Below are 16,419 nucleotides of genomic sequence, written 5' to 3'. Positions count from 1 at the left end.
GTCACTTATTAATCTTCAGTTACAAAAAGTTGTTCTAAATATTGTGGTGTTAGATTTTTGCTCCAACGCCACAGGAGATGTAAAACCTTAATAAAGATGTAGACTAACTCTAGTCTGTGATGCCATGACCAACCATTCCAATTCAAGACACCCATCATGCGGCGGAAAGTGCGAAATAAATGGATTGTAGATTGGATATGACTCGCTTGAGTAGCGTTTTGTCGGACAAACATTTGACGTAAACTAGACCCAATTCGACTCAGATAAGATTCTGGGAATAACCATAAGCCAAAACCCCAAAATTTAGTCATGTGATTGATTTCATCTTGTAGTAGTTCAGCAAAAACTTGTTGCAATGTTCCAGTAGTATGTGCCATCAACCACAGATAAAGACAAACCGCGCTATATTCAGTGATGACACGATGAAGTCCATGACGGTATAAGTCATCATAGGGATTATTTAAAAGTTCATAAGTTTTCGGAGTATGAAGAGTAAAGCTAGGATGTTTGCCTGTAAGCTGTTTATAGATTTTGATTAATGCGGGTGCGTGTTGTCGTTCCTCTTTTTCCCATAACCCTAGTTCTAACATTGTGCCATCAAGGGCAGCAATCCCACCAACAAAACGGGCTAGTTGTGGGTGAATGGGTTCTAGATACTGACGACTGGTTTGGGTATAACCGCGAATAGGTTCTTCTGTTTCTATTGCACCAATTAGAATTGAAAGAAATACTTCTAATTTAATGTCAATCACTTGTTCTGGTTTAATATTCTGCCAGTGAATGGGCTGCCAAGGACGCGGTTGAGGGTTTTTGAATTGGATAGGGAGATCTTCAAGACGAGCGTTTAGTATTTGCGGGGTAAGATATTGGTGAATAAGCGTATCAAGTCGCTTTAAGATGTTCTTCTTAGGATCAATTTCACTTTTCTTATCGATATTGAGTTTGTAAGAAAGCATTGTTTACTGAGTCTTATTTGTATTCCTTGTTCCAATTTAGATAGACTCATAAACTTTGTCAGTCGAATAAAGTCGGGAATTTCGATAACCTACCGAGTCGGAAAAAGTCGGATTAGATAGTATTGATTCAAGTAAATTTTGTTGTGTCGCTTTCTACTGAACTTAACGATATCTTGTGTGCCTCTGCATAAATCCGTAATGCAGTAGCCATCCTCTTTTCATAGTCTTCTCCGTGCGCTTGAAACCAAGCTAATGTTTCAGGATCGACTTGAACAAGAACGCTCAATGACGTTACAGGTTTCCACCATCGTGACGTGCTAAAAAACTCTTCCCGTGGACGAGATAAGATAATTACCTCAACCTGTTCACCAGAATGAAAGGGTAAATTTTCTAAGGTTAGGGTTTTGTCCTGATTAATAGTCGTTTCGATACGATGTGCCAGCATAATCTAAAATCCTATATAAGGCTTACAGCTAGATTATAAGGTGTGAGAAACAGCTATCAACCTACAGGGAAATTGCCTCACATTTCAGTTATTCTGCGGTGATTTAGCCTTAATATTGACTTGCTCAACAGCATCCTAGAGTTAGACTAGACTAAAGAGCAATCTGGTTGTAAAAATTATCCATGAATGTAGAAGCAGCATTAATATTAGCAGATACCCTAATTTTTACTCAGACTGGCAAACATTTCAGCGATTTACAATGCACCATTTTACGGCAAGTTTGGCAAGGTAAAAAGTATCTTGAGATTGCCAATGAGTATAACTGCACTGAAGGATACGTTAAGGATGTCGCTTCGCTGTTATGGAAATTGTTATCGATCGCTTTAGGAGAAAAGGTCACTAAAAGTAATGTTCGCTCCATATTAGAACGAAAGTTGCTCACTCAATCTGAAGAAAATTTATCGATATTTTTAGCGACAAATCTAAATTTTGTTGGGCGAAACAGTGATATTACAGACCTGTGTACTCTTGTTCAACAAGGAAATAAAGTCATTGTTATTCAAGGAGAAGGAGGAATCGGAAAAACAACTTTAGCGCAACACTATTTTCAACAACAGGAGTTTGAGTTGGTCTTAGAACTTTTAATGGCTAAGGAAACTCAGAATATTACTTCTGTTGAAAATGTGATCGAAGAATGGCTAAAAAAAGACTTACAAGAAGAACCAGGACGAGAGTTTGGTATTACTTTGGGACGGTTAAAACGTCATCTAGAAACACGACGGATTGGCATCATAATCGATAATTTGGAACCTGCCCTAGATGCTAAAGGTATGTTTATTCCTGTTCACAGTGGCTATGTAGAATTATTGCGAGTGTTAGCCTCAAAAGTTCAATCTGTCACATTAATTACTAGCCGCGATCGTATTTTTGAACCTGCTTTAAATCTTTATCATTATCGTTTAACTGGGTTAGATTTACCAACATGGGAAAATTATTTTAATGCTTCTTCTATAAAGATTGATTTTGCTACATTACAAGCAATGCACAAAACCTATGGAGGAAACCCTAAAGCAATGAGAATTTTGTGTGGAGTGATTAAAACGGATTTTGCGGGAAATATGCGGGAATATTGGCAAGAGATTCAAGATGATCCTTTAAGTGAAATCGATTTAAAAAACTTAGTTGCTAGTCAATTTGAGCGCATCAAAATTCTTGAGCTTAATGCTTATAAATTGTTGTGTCGTTTGGGGTGTTATCGTTATCAAGATATTCCTAAGCTTTCACGAAAAGCTTTATTAGCTTTACTTTGGGATGTCGATAATAATCAACGTAAACGAGTGATTCAGTCTTTATATCATCGCTCTTTAATTGAGTATGATCAAGGGGAATACTGGTTACATCCAGTTATACGTTGTGAAGCAATTACTCGCTTACGTTGTACTCAAGAATGGCAGCAAACAAACATTAAAGCGGCTAAATTTTGGACAGAAAGTATTGGAGAAATTTTGACATTACAAGATGGTATAACGGCTTGGGAAGCATTATATCATTATCTTGAAATTAATGATTTTGAGCGAGCGAGTCAGGTTATTCTACAACCTAAGAAAAATCAATGGGGACAATTTTTACCCCTTGGTAGTATTTTCTATAGGATGGGTTTACTGCAACCTGTTCTCACAGCAATTAGTCAGATTATTGAGCAGGTCAAAAATCCTTCCCATCGTAGTGAGCTTTATAATATTTTAGGTGATTTATATTGGATTACAGGTAATATAAAAAGTGCTATATTGTGTCAAGAAGAAACGATTAAGATTACCGTTAAAAGTCTTCAAGAATCAACAGAAAACCAACGGATAGTTCATTATCTAAAAATGCTAGAAATAGATTCATTACTCAGTATTGGTTTGTATCATATTGATTTGTGGGAACTTAAAAAATCTATTTCTTTTTTGAATAAAGTTATTAATTTATCTGAAAATACTCCTCATTTTCGTTGGGCGCAAAAAGCATCGATTTGTTTAGCATTAGTAACATCTTATTTAGGAGGTGAACAAGAAGCTTTATTACTTGCAGATAATATTTATTTGAATAAAGATTTATTTAAAGAAACTGGAAGTTTTGCTTATTTTATGCAAATTCTTGGACAAACCTATGTAAATTTGGGGGAAATGGAAAAAGCAATTAAACTTTTAGAAAGTGCGATCGCGTTTTCTAAAAAGAGTCATTATCCGCAAGTTAGAGCCAAAGCTTTAATCAGTTTAGCAGAAATTAATAGAAGACAAAGAAATTTAGATTTAGCTATAACTAAACAGTTAGAAGCGATTAATCTTTTAGAAGAAATTGGCGCGAAATGTGATTTAGCAGAAAGCTATTATCAGTTAGGAATAACACAACAGCAATTAGGAGAAAATTACAAAAAATCTTTTAAAATAGCCATACAACTGTTTACAGAAATAGAAGCACCTAAACAAATTGAAAAAGTTCAGCAAGTGATAAACGCTAATTTTGCTCTATGATTTATAGCAAATATAGCTATAAAATTTATTGATTATATTTTGGATTTAGCTTAAAGTAAAAATAGTAAAATTAACCGATGAAATATTAACTATTATCTTTAACTTATTACGACAACTAGCAGTAAGGATAGAAGATGCTTCAGCGTAAAGAATGGTTAATCTTTGAAAATTATGGAGAAACCGAAAGAACTATCTTAGAATTAGAAGAACTGCAAAATGTAAGAGAACGATTAAATATTCTTATTCTCGCTTAAATACTGCCTTATTAGGTGTTTTAGAGGCTCAACCTTTTTCACCAAGTGCTATGCTAGACTTGTTAGTGCGAGCCATTGACAAGGGACAAGCTAATGAAAGCTGCTGCCGAAGTTAGTGTGCAAGAAGTAAAAAGACTATGGAATCTACCATGACTCAACAACGACAAGTTCTAAAAACTACTTTGCTGACGTTGATAGAGTGACCAATATAAACCGCGTTTTTGTAATAATTCTAAGTGAGTTCCTTGTTCTACTAAAATCCCTTTCTCTAAGACTAAAACTGAATCTGCTTTTTGTAAGGGTTCAAAGCGATGGGCAATCATAAAAACGGTGCGATTTTGTGAAAAGTTTTGTAAATTTTGTAAAACTTGTTGCTCGGTTTCTGCATCTAATCCCGTTGTTGCTTCATCTAAAATTAGGATAGGTGCTTGTGAAATAAACAGACGTGCTAGTGTAATTCTTTGTCGTTGTCCTCCTGATAAAGCGACACCTCTTTCACCGACTTTTGTATCATATCCATAGGGTAAATCACAGATAAAATCATGAGCGACTGCTAGTTTAGCTGCTTGAACAATTTGCTCATCGGTCAGATCTGGATTATTCAAAGAAATATTTTCTAAAATCGTTCCATTAAATAAATAATCTTCTTGTAAAACTACACTAATTTGCTGTCGTAAAGAGCCTAAGTCAACACTATTTAAGTCAAAACTATCAATTAAAATTCGTCCTGTTTCGATCGGGTATAATCGTTGAATTAATTTCGATAAAGTGCTTTTTCCTGAGCCACTTCTACCCACAATTCCGACAAACATTCCAGGTTTAGCCGTAAAAGAAATACCTCGTAATATCGGTTCTTGATCAGGTTGATAGCGAAAAATTACCTGATCAAAAATGACTTCACCTTGTAGGGGTGGTAAAACTAATCCTGTTCCTGCTTCAGCTTCGGGAGGAACATTAAGAATATCACCAATTCGATCCACTGAGAGTAAAACCTGTTGTAGATTTTGCCACAATTGCACTAATCTTAATAATGGCCCTGTGACTCGTCCTGATAGCATTTGGAAAGCGACTAATTGACCTACTGTAAACTTTTGCTCGATGACTAATTGCGCCCCAAACCAAAGAATTAAAAGATTAGAAAAATTGGTTAGGAATCCCCCAATGTTATTACTAATATTCGATGTTGTAGAGGCTTTAAAACCTGTACGAATGAAACGGGCAAATAATCCCTCCCAGCGTTCTCTCGTGCTATTTTCGGCAGCATGACCTTTAAGAGATTGAATTCCAGTAATTGTTTCAACTAAAAAAGATTGACTGTCGGCACTACGATTAAATGTTTCGTTTAACCAATATCGTAAAATCGGGGTGGCGGATAAAGTGAGTAGCGCAAATAAGGGTAAAACAGCTAAGGCAATCCAGGTTAATTTAGTATTGTAATAAAACATAATTGCCAGGTAAACACCCGCAAAAATGCTATCGAGAATGACTGTCATTGCTGTTCCAGTAAGGAATTCTCGTATATTTTCTAATTCTTGAACTCTGGCTACTGTATCACCTACTCGACGATTTTCAAAGTAAGCTAAAGGAAGACGCATTAGATGACGAAATAGCTGAGAAGATAATCGTAAATCGAGACGACGCGCCGTATGAGTGAAAATAAATAAACGTAGAATCCCTAAAATAGCTTCAAAAACGGCAACACCGAGTAAAGCAAGTGCCATAACATCGAGAGTGGGGATACTCTGTTGTACCATGACCTTATCGATGATGACTTGAGTGATAATCGGTGTTCCTAAACCCAAAATTTGTAGGGTAAATGAGGCTAACAGAACTTCAAAAAGTAGATTTCGATATTGCCAAACCGCAGGGAGAAACCAAGTTAAATTAAATCGTTGTTGCTTTTGAATGAGTTCAATTTGCCATAATTTGCCATCCCATGATGCTTCGACAAGGGTTTTAGGGATACTTTCGTTCTTAGAATCAGGATTAAGCGGATTACTAATGATTAAACGATTGCCTCTAATGCCATAGACAACAACCCATGATTCGTTTTGCCAGTGGATTAACGCAGGAAATTGTATCTGTTTTAGATCCATCCAAGATAGTTGTAGCTTTCTCAGTTGTAGCCCGATTTTTTCGCCAGCATCAATGATTTGTTGGGGTTTTTGCCCTCGTAAACGCCGTTGTATCCATTCTAATTGTGCAGGAAGTTGGAGATAATAGGCAGCCATGGTTAAACACGCTGCACCTGTATTTGTACTTGAAATAAATGGATAACCTGATATAGTTTTTGAGGTTTCAACGGTGTGAGTGATTAAACGGGTTTGCTGCTGAGTCCAAAACTGTTGGATAGCGACGGTGGTAACTGAGTTCCACAGCGTATTATCCCAGCGAATAACTTCGACGGTTTTACTCGCTGCAACTGCTTTAATGGGGATCTCTGTTTTTAACCAATCACCAAACCAACTTTCTACATCTAAGGTTGCTAGAGACTGAGTTGAGTCTTCTTGTCTAAGGCGAACTTTACCTGCGATAATTAGAAAATATCCTGTAAAGCGATCGTCTGTCTCCTCAGAACCCCAAATTTTTTCGCCTAATTTGTAGTGATAAACTTGTGCTTTTTGATTTAATTGTAGTTGTTGTTCTGGACTTAGCCAACAAAAGGGCGGTTTGTCCCAGTTAATCATTAGAATCGATGAATTTTCTTGTTTGAAGGGTGGGGAAGAATTAATGTTGTTGCTAGACATTAGTAATACAAATGTTCGCTCAGGCTTTCATCGCTCTTTAAGAAAAACTTTTGCTGATCAAAAGTCTTAAACAGTTCTTTATCCTATTGTCCTTGTTTCGGTACACTTTATGCAAAAAACAATGTTGATTCTTCACTTGGGGGTGAGTCTAAGTATAATTCTCCCCTCGATAGATGTGTTTTGAAATTAATTTGTTTTATTGTCTAAAATAGAAAGATAAGCGAGATAGGAGGGCTTTTCAAGTGCCTGAATCTGTAGCAAAAGTGTGTACCAACCTAGAGACAATTGATCAAGTTGATTTAGTCACTGGGGCTATTTATCGTCAAGAAGCACAAGAAATTCTAGCAACTCCGACTGTTGCCTTAACGGATCGTACAGCCGTTGCTGATTCTCTGGTGACCGCTAATCAATTATTATCCTCTAAAACAGTTCTAAAAGACGATAGTTATTAAAAATTTGTAATTATTACTGACTTTTAGACCCGCAATGATATAACAGATTGATGCGGGTTTTCTAGTATTATTTGTTTAGTTTATATTTTGAACAATCAAATGCAGCGAAGAAATGAGGGTTTATCTCCCTGGGTGGCGAGTGATCATGAGCGGAAAAAACTAGATATTAATTTTGGCTTAACTTTGGTGATCGCTTTAATTCTGAGTCTAGTAATTTATGGTCTAGTTTTACCTTTTAGGGGTTCCTATTTAGGTATTTTATTATATGAGAGAGGCTGGACGCAATATTTAGCAATTTGGTTTAGTGCGATCGTGGTTACGTTGACGATAACTAAATGGCTTAAGGTGAGCAAAGAACTATCTTTGTTTAAACAAAATTTAGTTCCCGAAATTCCCAACCTTTTTAATGATCCATCCAATAGAGATTTATCTATTTTACAAAAAAACTTATCTCGTTCTAACAGTTTATTAGCCACTCGTTGTAGTCGAGTCATTGCCGCTTATCTTCAGTCCAATAGTCGGAAAGCTGCTTCAGAAATTGCGTTAGATGATTCGTCCTTTTATCTAAGTTCTTCCGAAAGTTCTTATGCTTTACCAAGAATTTTAGTTTGGGCGATTCCACTCTTAGGATTTATTGGTACAGTTTTTGGGATTAGTGCTGCTGTTAATGGTTTTTCAGGATTATTAGACAAAGCGGGTGATATTGAACAAATTAAAAAAGGAATTGGCACAGTAACCACGGGTTTAGCTATTGCTTTTGATACGACTCTTTTAGCTTTGTTATTAAGTATTTTAGTGATGATTCCTTTGGTTTTAGTTGAACGTTATGAATCTCGCTTATTATTGGCAATAGATATTTTTATTCATGATCGATTATTAGGAAATTTTGGAGAAAAACAGGAAACTTTATTAGATACGACGACGATTAATCAAACCGTTTCCGAAGCTTTAAAAGAATATTTTCCCTCTCCTGAATCATTGATTGAACCTGCTCATCAATACGCTCAACAAGCGGTTAGCCAATTCACACAGCGTTTTGTCATAGAATTAGATAAGCTACAAAATTTAAGTTCTAATTGGGTGACACAAATCGAACAACTTAATCAAAATAATTTACAAGATAGAAATCAATTTTCCGAATCTTTAATCGAACAACAAAAAAATCAGGTTACTTTACTGGCTAATTTAGAAAATATTATCGAACTGATTCGCTCTAGTAATATAGAAACGGTTCAAAATCTTTTAGCACAAGCTGCTCAAATTAGTCAAAACTTAGAAAGTACTTCAAATTTATTAGAAAATCGACTAAATTCATTAGAACAAGCGACCCTAAAACTGACAGAAATCAATCAAATCAAAGAAGGATTACTAAATTTAAACCATTCTTTGATAGAAGTTTTAGAATCCGAAAAACTTTTAACTGATCTTAAAGAAAGTTTAACTCAACTCAAACCTAGTTTAGATAAATTGAGTAAACCAAGAATTGTTAGTTTTATGGATGATGAATAATCTTTATGCGGCGGCGTTCTTTTTCTCCTCCAGCTACAGAAATCGAATTATTTCCCTTTCTTTCTGTTCTAGCTTGTACCATCGGCACACTTATTTTATTGATTATTGTTTTAACGACTCAAATATTTGGCGAACAGCAATCAGTTACAATTATTGCTAAATCTGAAACAGGTAAAAATGCGTCTAAAAAACCTAGATATATTGAATGTCGTCAAGATGGAATTATTATTTATCCTCAAGAAGAATTTATCCCTCAACAATACTTAAAACTTTCTGATACTCTCTTAGAATTGCTTTTGACTCTCAAACAAAATAAAGATAAAGAGTATTTAATTGTCGCTGTGCGTCCCGATGGGATAGAAACATTTCAGCAAGTTAGAGGATTAATCGAAAAACAAGGAATTGATATCGGTTACGAACCGATTGATCAAAATTGGAAAATTAAAATAGAGACAGAAACAGATGCGAAGAAGACGAAGACAAAATAATCTACCAACACAGAATCTAGATTCATTTTTAGATATTTTAACAAATACTGTTGGTGTTTTGATGTTTGTCAGTTTATTTATTACTTTAATTACGGTTCAAACTGGTTCTATTATACGGACTCCTTTAGTTAAAGCCAGTAAAAAACAACCTTATTTTTTTGAAATACGCAATAATCGCGTGTCGTATATTGATGACAAAATAGTTGATCGACAATTAAATGAATTATTAAATACTTTACCAACTTGTCAAGAACCCCCTGATCCTTCAACACTTGATGAATACTCCTACCAAGATTATCTTTTTAAAATCCAAGAATATGAAAGATGTAGAATAACAATGATGAAACAACTACAATCTTTTCAAACAGAAACAGATTTTTATCGAGTTCGCTTTGTAGGAGGTGATGCAATTTTATATGAACCTAAATCGGCTAATGTTGGGGAAACGATTAAAGAATTGTCTCAAAAAGATGCTAAATTTGCGACTTTACTAAAAACACTTAATCCGAAAACAGACTATTTAGCTTTTATTGTGCGTCCCGATAGTTTTGCGACATTTCGAGTAGCCAGAAAACAAGCTTGGGATAACGGTTTTGATGTCGGTTGGGAACCCCATACCCTACAAACACCGATCGTTTTTGGCTCTGGTGGACGTGCGATCGGCGTACAATAGACTTTTAGCACAGCATGGGTCAATACTAATTGAACTAACCTCTTTATTTTTAATGACTTTTAGGGTAAATAGTATTATATACAGGAGTGTCAAAAACAGTATAAGTTCAATGATTAACCCAGAACCTAACTCACCTTTTACAGTATCCTATCCCCCTAAAGAAAAGAAAACTTTAAAAAGAGAGATTAAAAGATCTTGGCAATGGCTCGTCTTTAGCTGGCAGAATTTAAAGCGGATGGGAGGAATAAAGGAAATTGTCAGCACTTTGACGACAACTGCCTTAATTTTGATACAGCGTGCTTGGCGACAAAAACAACACAAAAGAAGATTAAAAAAACTTAATAAGTAGCTGATTTGACAGGGGTGTAAGATGTTTAAAAATACAGATGAATTTCCTTTTATCAAAACATTAGAGGATAACTGGCAAATTGTTCGACGAGAATTAGAACAACTTCAGCAAAATGACTTTTTACCCTGGCCAGAAAAACATTTATATGGTAAAGGTTGGGACGTTTTTGGTTTATATGCCTATAACATGAAACTTCATAAAAACTGTCAACTGTGTCCTGAGACAACGCGACTGGTAGAAAGCATTCTAGGGATGATAACTGCTGGTTTTTCTTCATTGCAACCGAATACTTATATCGCACCTCATTCGGGTTATCCTGAAGGTGTGCTACGTTGTCATTTAGGTTTAATGGGATGCGTTGGCTGTGGAATTCGAGTTGGAGAAGAAACTCGGAATTGGCAAGAAGGAAAATGTTTGGTTTTTGATGATACAACAGAACATGAAGTTTGGCATCGTGGCCCAGAAAAAAGGGTTGTTTTATTACTCGATTTCCAATATCCTCTAGAAGTAATTGAGGTGGCTCAAAAATCGCCTGATGATGCTAACTTGTTGCAAAAGATCTTTAAAAAATTAACACCAAAATAGAGTTAACTGCCGAAAAAGGCTTGAAAATGCAAGGATTAGACTATATAAAAACGCTTTGTTCCTATAATTGCTGGATGAATGAGAAAATCTACAGCATTTGTCAAAATATTCCAGATGCGGTTCGTAAAGAAGACAAAGGCGCGTTTTTTAAATCCATTCACGGTACCCTAAATCATATTTTACTTGCCGATCGCATTTGGTTAGGACGCTTTAAAAATAATTTGTTTAAAGTCAACTCTCTTGAGCAAGAATTATACTCAGACTTTGTAACACTTTGGCAAGAACGACAAAAAACTGATCAAGATATAGAAAACTGGATTAATAATCTTACAGAACACCAACTCGCCCAACCGTTTCGTTATCATAGTATTGTGAGAAAAAAAGATCACACTTATCTTTTAGGGCATTTGGTTCTACACTTTTTCAATCATCAAACTCATCATCGTGGACAAGTGACGACTTTGATTAAGCAAGTCGGTTATGAACCAGGTGTTACTGATTTATTATGGCTTCCTGGTGCAGAAATAAAAGAATAAATTATGATTAAAACATCATCGCCGAAATCTTGGTCAAAAGCGATTTCTACCACTGCAGAAGAATTCCCTTTAACTCCTTTACCCATTCTTTCGGGTACTATTCCAGAATCATTTAGAGGAACACTTTACCGCAATGGCCCTGGTAGACTAGAACGAGGGGGAACAAGAGTCGGTCATTGGTTTGATGGTGATGGTGCGATTTTAGGAGTTCATTTTACCAACGATGGTGCCTCTGCGGTTTATCGCTACGTCCAAACCGAAGGATATCAAGAAGAAACTAAAGCAAATCAATATATTTATCCAAATTATGGAATGACGGTACCAGGTGCTTTTTGGAAAAGTTGGGGAAAAACGTATAAAAATTGTGCCAATACATCAGTATTAGCGTTTTCCGATCGACTTCTCGCTTTGTGGGAAGGGGGATACCCTCATGCTTTAGACTTGCAAACCCTCGAAACTTTTGGAACCGATGATTTAGGGGGACTCACAACAGGGGATGCGTTTTCTGCACATCCAAAAATTGATCCTCTAACTGGAGAAATCTATAATTTTGGTGTCGTTGCGGGAAAAGATACCCAACTTAAATTATATCGCTGTGATCGTCATGGAAAAATTCTACAACAACGCTCAACAACCCTACAAGGTTTACCGCTAATTCATGATTTTGTCATTGCGGGAGAGTATATCATCTTTTTTATTTCACCCTTGAGAGTGAATCTGTTTTTTGCTTTATCGGGTTTAAAGAGTGTCGGTGATGCGTTTGAATGGAAACCCGACTTAGGAACACAAGTATTAATTTTTGACCGTCAAACTCTCAATTTAATTACTCAAAATACCATTGATTCTTGGTTTCAGTGGCATTTTACAAACGGATATGTCGAGAATGACGGTACGATTGTTGTTGAATGTGTTCGCTATCAAGATTTTCTAACCAACCAATTTCTTAAAGAAGTTGTCACAGGAGAAACTCATACCCTTGCAGAGGGGAAATTAACCCAAATTCGTCTCAATCCAAAAACAGGCAAACTAATTGATACAAATGTGCTGAGTGAACAAGGTTGCGAATTTCCAATTATTCCATCATACCAAGTGGGAAAACAACATCAAGTGACTTATTTACTGGTTTATTCTAAAGATGTAGACAACCGAGGAGAAATTTTAGGAATTCCCGCCAAATTTGACCACAAGACACAAACGTTATCCGTTGCTAATCTAGAAAAAAATTATTACGCAAGTGAACCAATTTTTGTTTCTCACGATGAACAAGGATGGATAATCACCGTTGTCTATGATGGGAATGAGCATCGTAGCGAAGTTCAAATTTATAATAGCGAACACTTAGAAAATGATCCAATTTGTCGTTTAGGACTTCCTAGTGTCATTCCCCCTGGATTTCATGGAACTTGGCAAAGCGCAAGATGAAAACAGGTGTTATCCTAGATCAATATGGCAAATCAAGACGATAAAATCAAAATTATTAGTGACAACCGCCAAGCACGTTTTCTCTATGAGATTTTAGAGACATTTGAGGCAGGAGTGCAACTGGTGGGAACTGAAGTCAAGTCTATTCGTGCGGGAAAAGTCAATTTACGCGATGGATATGCTTTGTTACGCAATGGGGAAGCGTGGTTAATTAATGTTCATATCTCACCCTATGATGCGAGTAGTGAATACTTCAATCATGACCCGCGTCGCAGTCGAAAATTGTTGATGAACCGCAAAGAAATTAATAAACTAATCGGTCAAGTTGAACAAAAAGGCTTAACCCTCGTCCCCCTCAAGATGTATTTTAAGGGAAGTTGGGTAAAAGTGAGTATTGGACTGGGTAAAGGGAAAAAACTACACGACAAACGAGAAGACTTAAAGCGTCGTCAGGATCAACGAGAAATGCAACGCGCTGTCAAACGTTGGTAGTTAGTCATTCATCATGAGCAAAATTTGGCAAAATTCAGAAGTTATAATTTGGACACAGAATTTACTAAATAGCTATGAGAATAGACTAAATCGAGCTTTAATTGAACGAAAAAGTGATTTAGAAGAACAAGCAAAAAGTCTTTTTTTAGCTCCCTTTGTTGTTGTTTCTCATGATACTAAAAGTGACCCCATATTTAATTATGGTAATCAAACAGCACTCAATCTCTGGGAAATCAGTTTCTTAGATTTACTAAAAACGCCTTCTAGAAAAACAGTAAAAGATACGATTTCTGAGGCAGAACGAGCCAAAATGCTTGATACCGCTAAAAAAAAAGGATACATCGATCATTATCAAGGTATCCGAATTACTAGCACAGGAAGACTTTTTAAAATTGAAAATGCGATCGTTTGGAATATTACGAACGCTCACGGGATTTATCTAGGACAAGCGGCGACTTTTGCTGAGTGGCAATTTTTGTAAAGACGCGATAATCCAATTATTTTTTCAGGTTTTCGGAACCTGAAATTACTTTAGCTGAATCAATTTTATCGCCTTGCTTAATCTGATCAACGACTTCCATTCCTTTAGTAACATGACCAAAAACGGCATAGTCACCATCAAGAAATTCTAGATCCGATAGAGCAAAATAGAACTGAGAGGACGCGGAATTCGGCATCTGAGAACGTGCCATTGCAAGCGCACCCCGTTTATGTTCCAAGACAACAGAAGGGGCAGAAACACCCGCTTGTCGTCCAAGTCCTTTGCCATATGTAGGTTGCTCTTGACCCTTAAGTTTAATCTCTAAAGGGATCTGACGTTCTCTTTTAGTCGTGGGATCAATAAAACCACCTGTTCCATTACCTCTAGGATCACCCCCTTGCGCGACAAAGGGTTCAGGATCTTTAACAACGCGATGAAAGACCAGCCCATTATAAACACCCCGTTGCACTAAATCAACGAAATTTCCTGCTGTGACGGGGGCGTTGTTCCCATCCACTTCGATGAGAACGGGAGAACCTTTAATTGTCATCTCGACTACAGCAGTGCCGTCAAGACGAGGTACATAATTATCCATACTTAAATTATTTGCTTGAGCTAAAGTGGTGGTTTCAGTTGGTGTTGCATTGCTGGTGTTGGTACCTGTATCATTTGATGAACAACCTGTAAGTAATACAGTATTTAAAACCAAAAAACACAGCAAAAAACTAAACCAATATTGGAGCGATTTACCCATGATTGCTTTTTGTAAAGATTTACAAACCTTCTAAAGGAGTTTCTAGAAATCGAGCTAGTTCTGCACCGAGATTTTCCAGTTTCGAGAGAGATAGAGGTTGTCCGACACGGGTTAAAGGAATATCTCGACGAGGTTTAACTCTGAGATAAAGTTCTCGTTTTGGGTTAATTCCTTCCTTAATTTCGGCACGAACCGCTTGGACATCTTCTATCTTGTAATCTAAATCGATCCGACGATTTTTCCCAGGAAAACCCCAACGAAAAATTTTAATGGTACCCGTTTTTTTATTAAACTCGTTGTAGCCCCCTCCAAGGTTCCAGTAAATACACAACCACAAATAGGAGGCCAGTAGAGTACCTGCTACTCCATAAAATAGGAGTGCCACGCCTTGGGGAATAAATTGTAGACTTGTCGTATTGCTAACGAGAAGTAAATTAACCTTCAAGTAGCTAGAAAGTCCCGATAGCAAAAAGCCAAGGCCACCGAGAGATACAATGGTCGCCCACCAATAATTACTAAAACGACGAGAACCGATGACCTCTTGACGAAGGACTAAGTTATCTTGGGTTACTTGCTGTACTGCCATTCTTAAAATGCTGAAGGTGATGATTTACCTATAAAAGCATTGTAGCCGAAAGCAGCAGTAATTTTTTTTATGCTTTTTCTGAAACCGTTTCCTCATCCAAATCAAGATAGATACGCCCCGTTTTTGGGTCAGTTAATGATTTCTTATATTTTTGGTAAGTACTTTCACCTGGAATTGGTTCTCGAAATGCTTTGGGTTGACGATATTTATCGGGGGGATTTTCTCCACGAATTGCACTAATTGCAAAATAAGGCTTGATCCATTTTCTTAATACTTGAAGCAGTTCATCAAATTTAGCGTATGATGCTTTATGTCGAGAGCCAAGGGTGATGTACTGAATCATGCGCGCATAAGTATCAGGATTGCTTCGTTTTTCGGAAACTCCGATAATGTTTCTCAGTTTTTCAAAGACTTCATATTTACTGGTTACTAATGCAATTAAACCCTTAAAATCAATCGCTTCTTTTTCGCGTAAGGTACTAACCATATCAGCAACCGTTCTAAGAATTGAATAATCTGCTAGTTGATAGGTTTTAAACAAAGCGAGTAGTTTTAATCCTAGTTCATACTCCGATAGTTTATCTAGTTCTTTGACGTAACCTTGGAGTGCTACTTTTCCTTCTTCTGTTTTCACAGATGGCAAAACTTCGTTTAACTTTTCTTGAATTTGAGTTTTAAAGTTTTCTTTATCTTCATGATTCGTTAATAACTTTTCAACAAACTGATAAAATTCCTGCTGTTTGGAACTACGATAACGTAATTCAGTTTGGTCGAGGGTAATAAAACTATTTTTGGCTTCAATAGCGGCTTGTAAGAGTTTTACACTATCTGCAAGTCCTTCATATTCTTCTATTCCTTTAGCTAAACAGTATTTAATCTTGAGAAACAGAATAAATTCTTGGCTTGTAAATTTCTCACTATCAATGCTCTCGGCTGTTTTAGCAAAAAAATGAGCATCCATCATTTCCCGACTGTGTAACATGATGGCTGTTTCAGCAATGGGAGACTTACCACGACTGAGTATATATTCGATAATACTTTCCTCACCCCAAATCGGAAGTTTCCACCAAGGTAGAGCATTAGAGTTGTTAATGACTGTTTCGGGTGATTTATCCATAGTGAGTTTCCTATCCTTATGCCTGATATCTATGGCTTCGAGTTTAGAATTCCCATT

The 16,419-nt window shown here is 36.5% G+C and carries 17 protein-coding genes; 11 read left to right on the top strand and 6 right to left on the bottom strand.

The genetic code is table 11. The features are described 5' to 3' along the window. Window positions 1-8: 8 nt before the first annotated feature. Window positions 9-956, bottom strand: a complete 948-nt coding sequence (locus CFPU101_RS02025) for a ferritin-like domain-containing protein (protein WP_206813649.1) — start codon at window positions 954-956, stop codon at window positions 9-11. Window positions 957-1,083: 127 nt separating this feature from the next. Next, window positions 1,084-1,401 (bottom strand): BrnA antitoxin family protein, encoded by a 318-nt coding sequence (locus CFPU101_RS25355; RefSeq protein ID WP_242577719.1) that lies wholly within the window; start codon window positions 1,399-1,401, stop codon window positions 1,084-1,086. A gap of 182 nt (window positions 1,402-1,583) precedes the next feature. Between CFPU101_RS25355 and CFPU101_RS02015 the strand changes: the two genes are divergently transcribed. Then, window positions 1,584-3,917 (top strand): lipopolysaccharide assembly protein LapB, encoded by a 2,334-nt coding sequence (locus CFPU101_RS02015; protein ID WP_206813648.1) that lies wholly within the window; start codon window positions 1,584-1,586, stop codon window positions 3,915-3,917. 424 nt (window positions 3,918-4,341) lie between these two features. On the opposite strand, the gene CFPU101_RS02005 is transcribed toward CFPU101_RS02015, so the two are convergent. Continuing rightward, window positions 4,342-6,918, bottom strand: a complete 2,577-nt coding sequence (locus tag CFPU101_RS02005) for a peptidase domain-containing ABC transporter (RefSeq protein ID WP_242577718.1) — start codon at window positions 6,916-6,918, stop codon at window positions 4,342-4,344. A 242-nt stretch (window positions 6,919-7,160) separates the two neighbouring features. Between CFPU101_RS02005 and CFPU101_RS02000 the strand changes: the two genes are divergently transcribed. From CFPU101_RS02000 to CFPU101_RS01955, 10 genes are all read left to right on the top strand, one after another. Further along, window positions 7,161-7,370 carry a hypothetical protein gene (locus tag CFPU101_RS02000; RefSeq protein WP_206813647.1) on the top strand — a complete coding sequence of 70 codons (210 nt, stop codon included), beginning with the start codon at window positions 7,161-7,163 and terminating at the stop codon, window positions 7,368-7,370. A 99-nt stretch (window positions 7,371-7,469) separates the two neighbouring features. Next, window positions 7,470-8,879 carry a MotA/TolQ/ExbB proton channel family protein gene (locus CFPU101_RS01995; protein ID WP_206813646.1) on the top strand — a complete coding sequence of 470 codons (1,410 nt, stop codon included), beginning with the start codon at window positions 7,470-7,472 and terminating at the stop codon, window positions 8,877-8,879. 5 nt (window positions 8,880-8,884) lie between these two features. Continuing rightward, on the top strand, window positions 8,885-9,367 hold the full coding sequence (locus CFPU101_RS01990; RefSeq protein ID WP_206813645.1) for a hypothetical protein: 483 nt from the start codon (window positions 8,885-8,887) through the stop codon (window positions 9,365-9,367). Continuing rightward, window positions 9,342-10,040: a hypothetical protein gene (locus CFPU101_RS01985; protein WP_206813644.1), complete on the top strand. Its 699-nt coding sequence runs from the start codon at window positions 9,342-9,344 to the stop codon at window positions 10,038-10,040. Before CFPU101_RS01990 ends, CFPU101_RS01985 begins: the two co-directional genes overlap by 26 nt. 109 nt (window positions 10,041-10,149) lie before the next feature. Beyond that, window positions 10,150-10,389: a hypothetical protein gene (locus CFPU101_RS01980; protein ID WP_206813643.1), complete on the top strand. Its 240-nt coding sequence runs from the start codon at window positions 10,150-10,152 to the stop codon at window positions 10,387-10,389. Window positions 10,390-10,410: 21 nt separating this feature from the next. Then, window positions 10,411-10,974, top strand: coding sequence for an aspartyl/asparaginyl beta-hydroxylase domain-containing protein (locus CFPU101_RS01975; RefSeq protein ID WP_206813642.1), 564 nt, complete (start codon window positions 10,411-10,413; stop codon window positions 10,972-10,974). A 26-nt stretch (window positions 10,975-11,000) separates the two neighbouring features. Next, on the top strand, window positions 11,001-11,510 hold the full coding sequence (locus CFPU101_RS01970; RefSeq protein WP_206813641.1) for a DinB family protein: 510 nt from the start codon (window positions 11,001-11,003) through the stop codon (window positions 11,508-11,510). Window positions 11,511-11,513: 3 nt separating this feature from the next. Continuing rightward, a complete protein-coding gene (locus CFPU101_RS01965) occupies window positions 11,514-12,932 on the top strand; it encodes a carotenoid oxygenase family protein (RefSeq protein ID WP_206813640.1) in 1,419 nt (472 codons plus the stop codon). 24 nt (window positions 12,933-12,956) lie between these two features. Next, window positions 12,957-13,424, top strand: a complete 468-nt coding sequence (gene smpB, locus CFPU101_RS01960; RefSeq protein ID WP_206813639.1) for an SsrA-binding protein SmpB — start codon at window positions 12,957-12,959, stop codon at window positions 13,422-13,424. Window positions 13,425-13,437: 13 nt separating this feature from the next. Further along, window positions 13,438-13,905 carry an MEKHLA domain-containing protein gene (locus tag CFPU101_RS01955; protein ID WP_206813638.1) on the top strand — a complete coding sequence of 156 codons (468 nt, stop codon included), beginning with the start codon at window positions 13,438-13,440 and terminating at the stop codon, window positions 13,903-13,905. 16 nt (window positions 13,906-13,921) lie between these two features. On the opposite strand, the gene CFPU101_RS01950 is transcribed toward CFPU101_RS01955, so the two are convergent. The 3 genes from CFPU101_RS01950 to CFPU101_RS01940 all read right to left on the bottom strand — a co-directional run bounded on the left by CFPU101_RS01950 (window position 13,922) and on the right by CFPU101_RS01940 (window position 16,362). Continuing rightward, the gene (locus tag CFPU101_RS01950; protein WP_206813637.1) at window positions 13,922-14,659 is read right to left on the bottom strand and encodes a peptidylprolyl isomerase; all 738 of its coding nucleotides are present in this window, start codon (window positions 14,657-14,659) and stop codon (window positions 13,922-13,924) included. 19 nt (window positions 14,660-14,678) lie between these two features. Then, window positions 14,679-15,245 (bottom strand): photosystem I assembly protein Ycf4, encoded by a 567-nt coding sequence (locus tag CFPU101_RS01945; protein ID WP_206813636.1) that lies wholly within the window; start codon window positions 15,243-15,245, stop codon window positions 14,679-14,681. Between the two features lie 67 nt (window positions 15,246-15,312). Further along, the gene (locus CFPU101_RS01940) at window positions 15,313-16,362 is read right to left on the bottom strand and encodes a hypothetical protein (protein ID WP_206813635.1); all 1,050 of its coding nucleotides are present in this window, start codon (window positions 16,360-16,362) and stop codon (window positions 15,313-15,315) included. Window positions 16,363-16,419 lie beyond the last annotated feature (57 nt).

Source organism: Chroococcus sp. FPU101 (genome assembly GCF_017312365.1).
Taxonomy (GTDB): domain Bacteria; phylum Cyanobacteriota; class Cyanobacteriia; order Cyanobacteriales; family Microcystaceae; genus Chroococcus.
This window is presented reverse-complemented; position numbering and strand designations above follow the sequence as displayed.

What these genes read in the sequence shown, in the direction of transcription:
- smpB (WP_206813639.1), top strand. Translation starts at nt 12,957, where the DNA reads ATGGCAAATCAAGACGATAAAATCAAAATTATTAGTGACAACCGCCAA.
- CFPU101_RS01985 (WP_206813644.1), top strand. Translation starts at nt 9,342, where the DNA reads ATGCGAAGAAGACGAAGACAAAATAATCTACCAACACAGAATCTAGAT.
- CFPU101_RS01990 (WP_206813645.1), top strand. Translation starts at nt 8,885, where the DNA reads ATGCGGCGGCGTTCTTTTTCTCCTCCAGCTACAGAAATCGAATTATTT.
- CFPU101_RS01950 (WP_206813637.1), bottom strand. Translation starts at nt 14,659, where the DNA reads ATGGGTAAATCGCTCCAATATTGGTTTAGTTTTTTGCTGTGTTTTTTG.
- CFPU101_RS01945 (WP_206813636.1), bottom strand. Translation starts at nt 15,245, where the DNA reads ATGGCAGTACAGCAAGTAACCCAAGATAACTTAGTCCTTCGTCAAGAG.
- CFPU101_RS25355 (WP_242577719.1), bottom strand. Translation starts at nt 1,401, where the DNA reads ATGCTGGCACATCGTATCGAAACGACTATTAATCAGGACAAAACCCTA.
- CFPU101_RS02005 (WP_242577718.1), bottom strand. Translation starts at nt 6,918, where the DNA reads ATGTCTAGCAACAACATTAATTCTTCCCCACCCTTCAAACAAGAAAAT.
- CFPU101_RS01955 (WP_206813638.1), top strand. Translation starts at nt 13,438, where the DNA reads ATGAGCAAAATTTGGCAAAATTCAGAAGTTATAATTTGGACACAGAAT.
- CFPU101_RS01995 (WP_206813646.1), top strand. Translation starts at nt 7,470, where the DNA reads ATGCAGCGAAGAAATGAGGGTTTATCTCCCTGGGTGGCGAGTGATCAT.
- CFPU101_RS01965 (WP_206813640.1), top strand. Translation starts at nt 11,514, where the DNA reads ATGATTAAAACATCATCGCCGAAATCTTGGTCAAAAGCGATTTCTACC.
- CFPU101_RS01940 (WP_206813635.1), bottom strand. Translation starts at nt 16,362, where the DNA reads ATGGATAAATCACCCGAAACAGTCATTAACAACTCTAATGCTCTACCT.
- CFPU101_RS01975 (WP_206813642.1), top strand. Translation starts at nt 10,411, where the DNA reads ATGTTTAAAAATACAGATGAATTTCCTTTTATCAAAACATTAGAGGAT.
- CFPU101_RS02025 (WP_206813649.1), bottom strand. Translation starts at nt 956, where the DNA reads ATGCTTTCTTACAAACTCAATATCGATAAGAAAAGTGAAATTGATCCT.
- CFPU101_RS01980 (WP_206813643.1), top strand. Translation starts at nt 10,150, where the DNA reads ATGATTAACCCAGAACCTAACTCACCTTTTACAGTATCCTATCCCCCT.
- CFPU101_RS01970 (WP_206813641.1), top strand. Translation starts at nt 11,001, where the DNA reads ATGCAAGGATTAGACTATATAAAAACGCTTTGTTCCTATAATTGCTGG.
- CFPU101_RS02015 (WP_206813648.1), top strand. Translation starts at nt 1,584, where the DNA reads ATGAATGTAGAAGCAGCATTAATATTAGCAGATACCCTAATTTTTACT.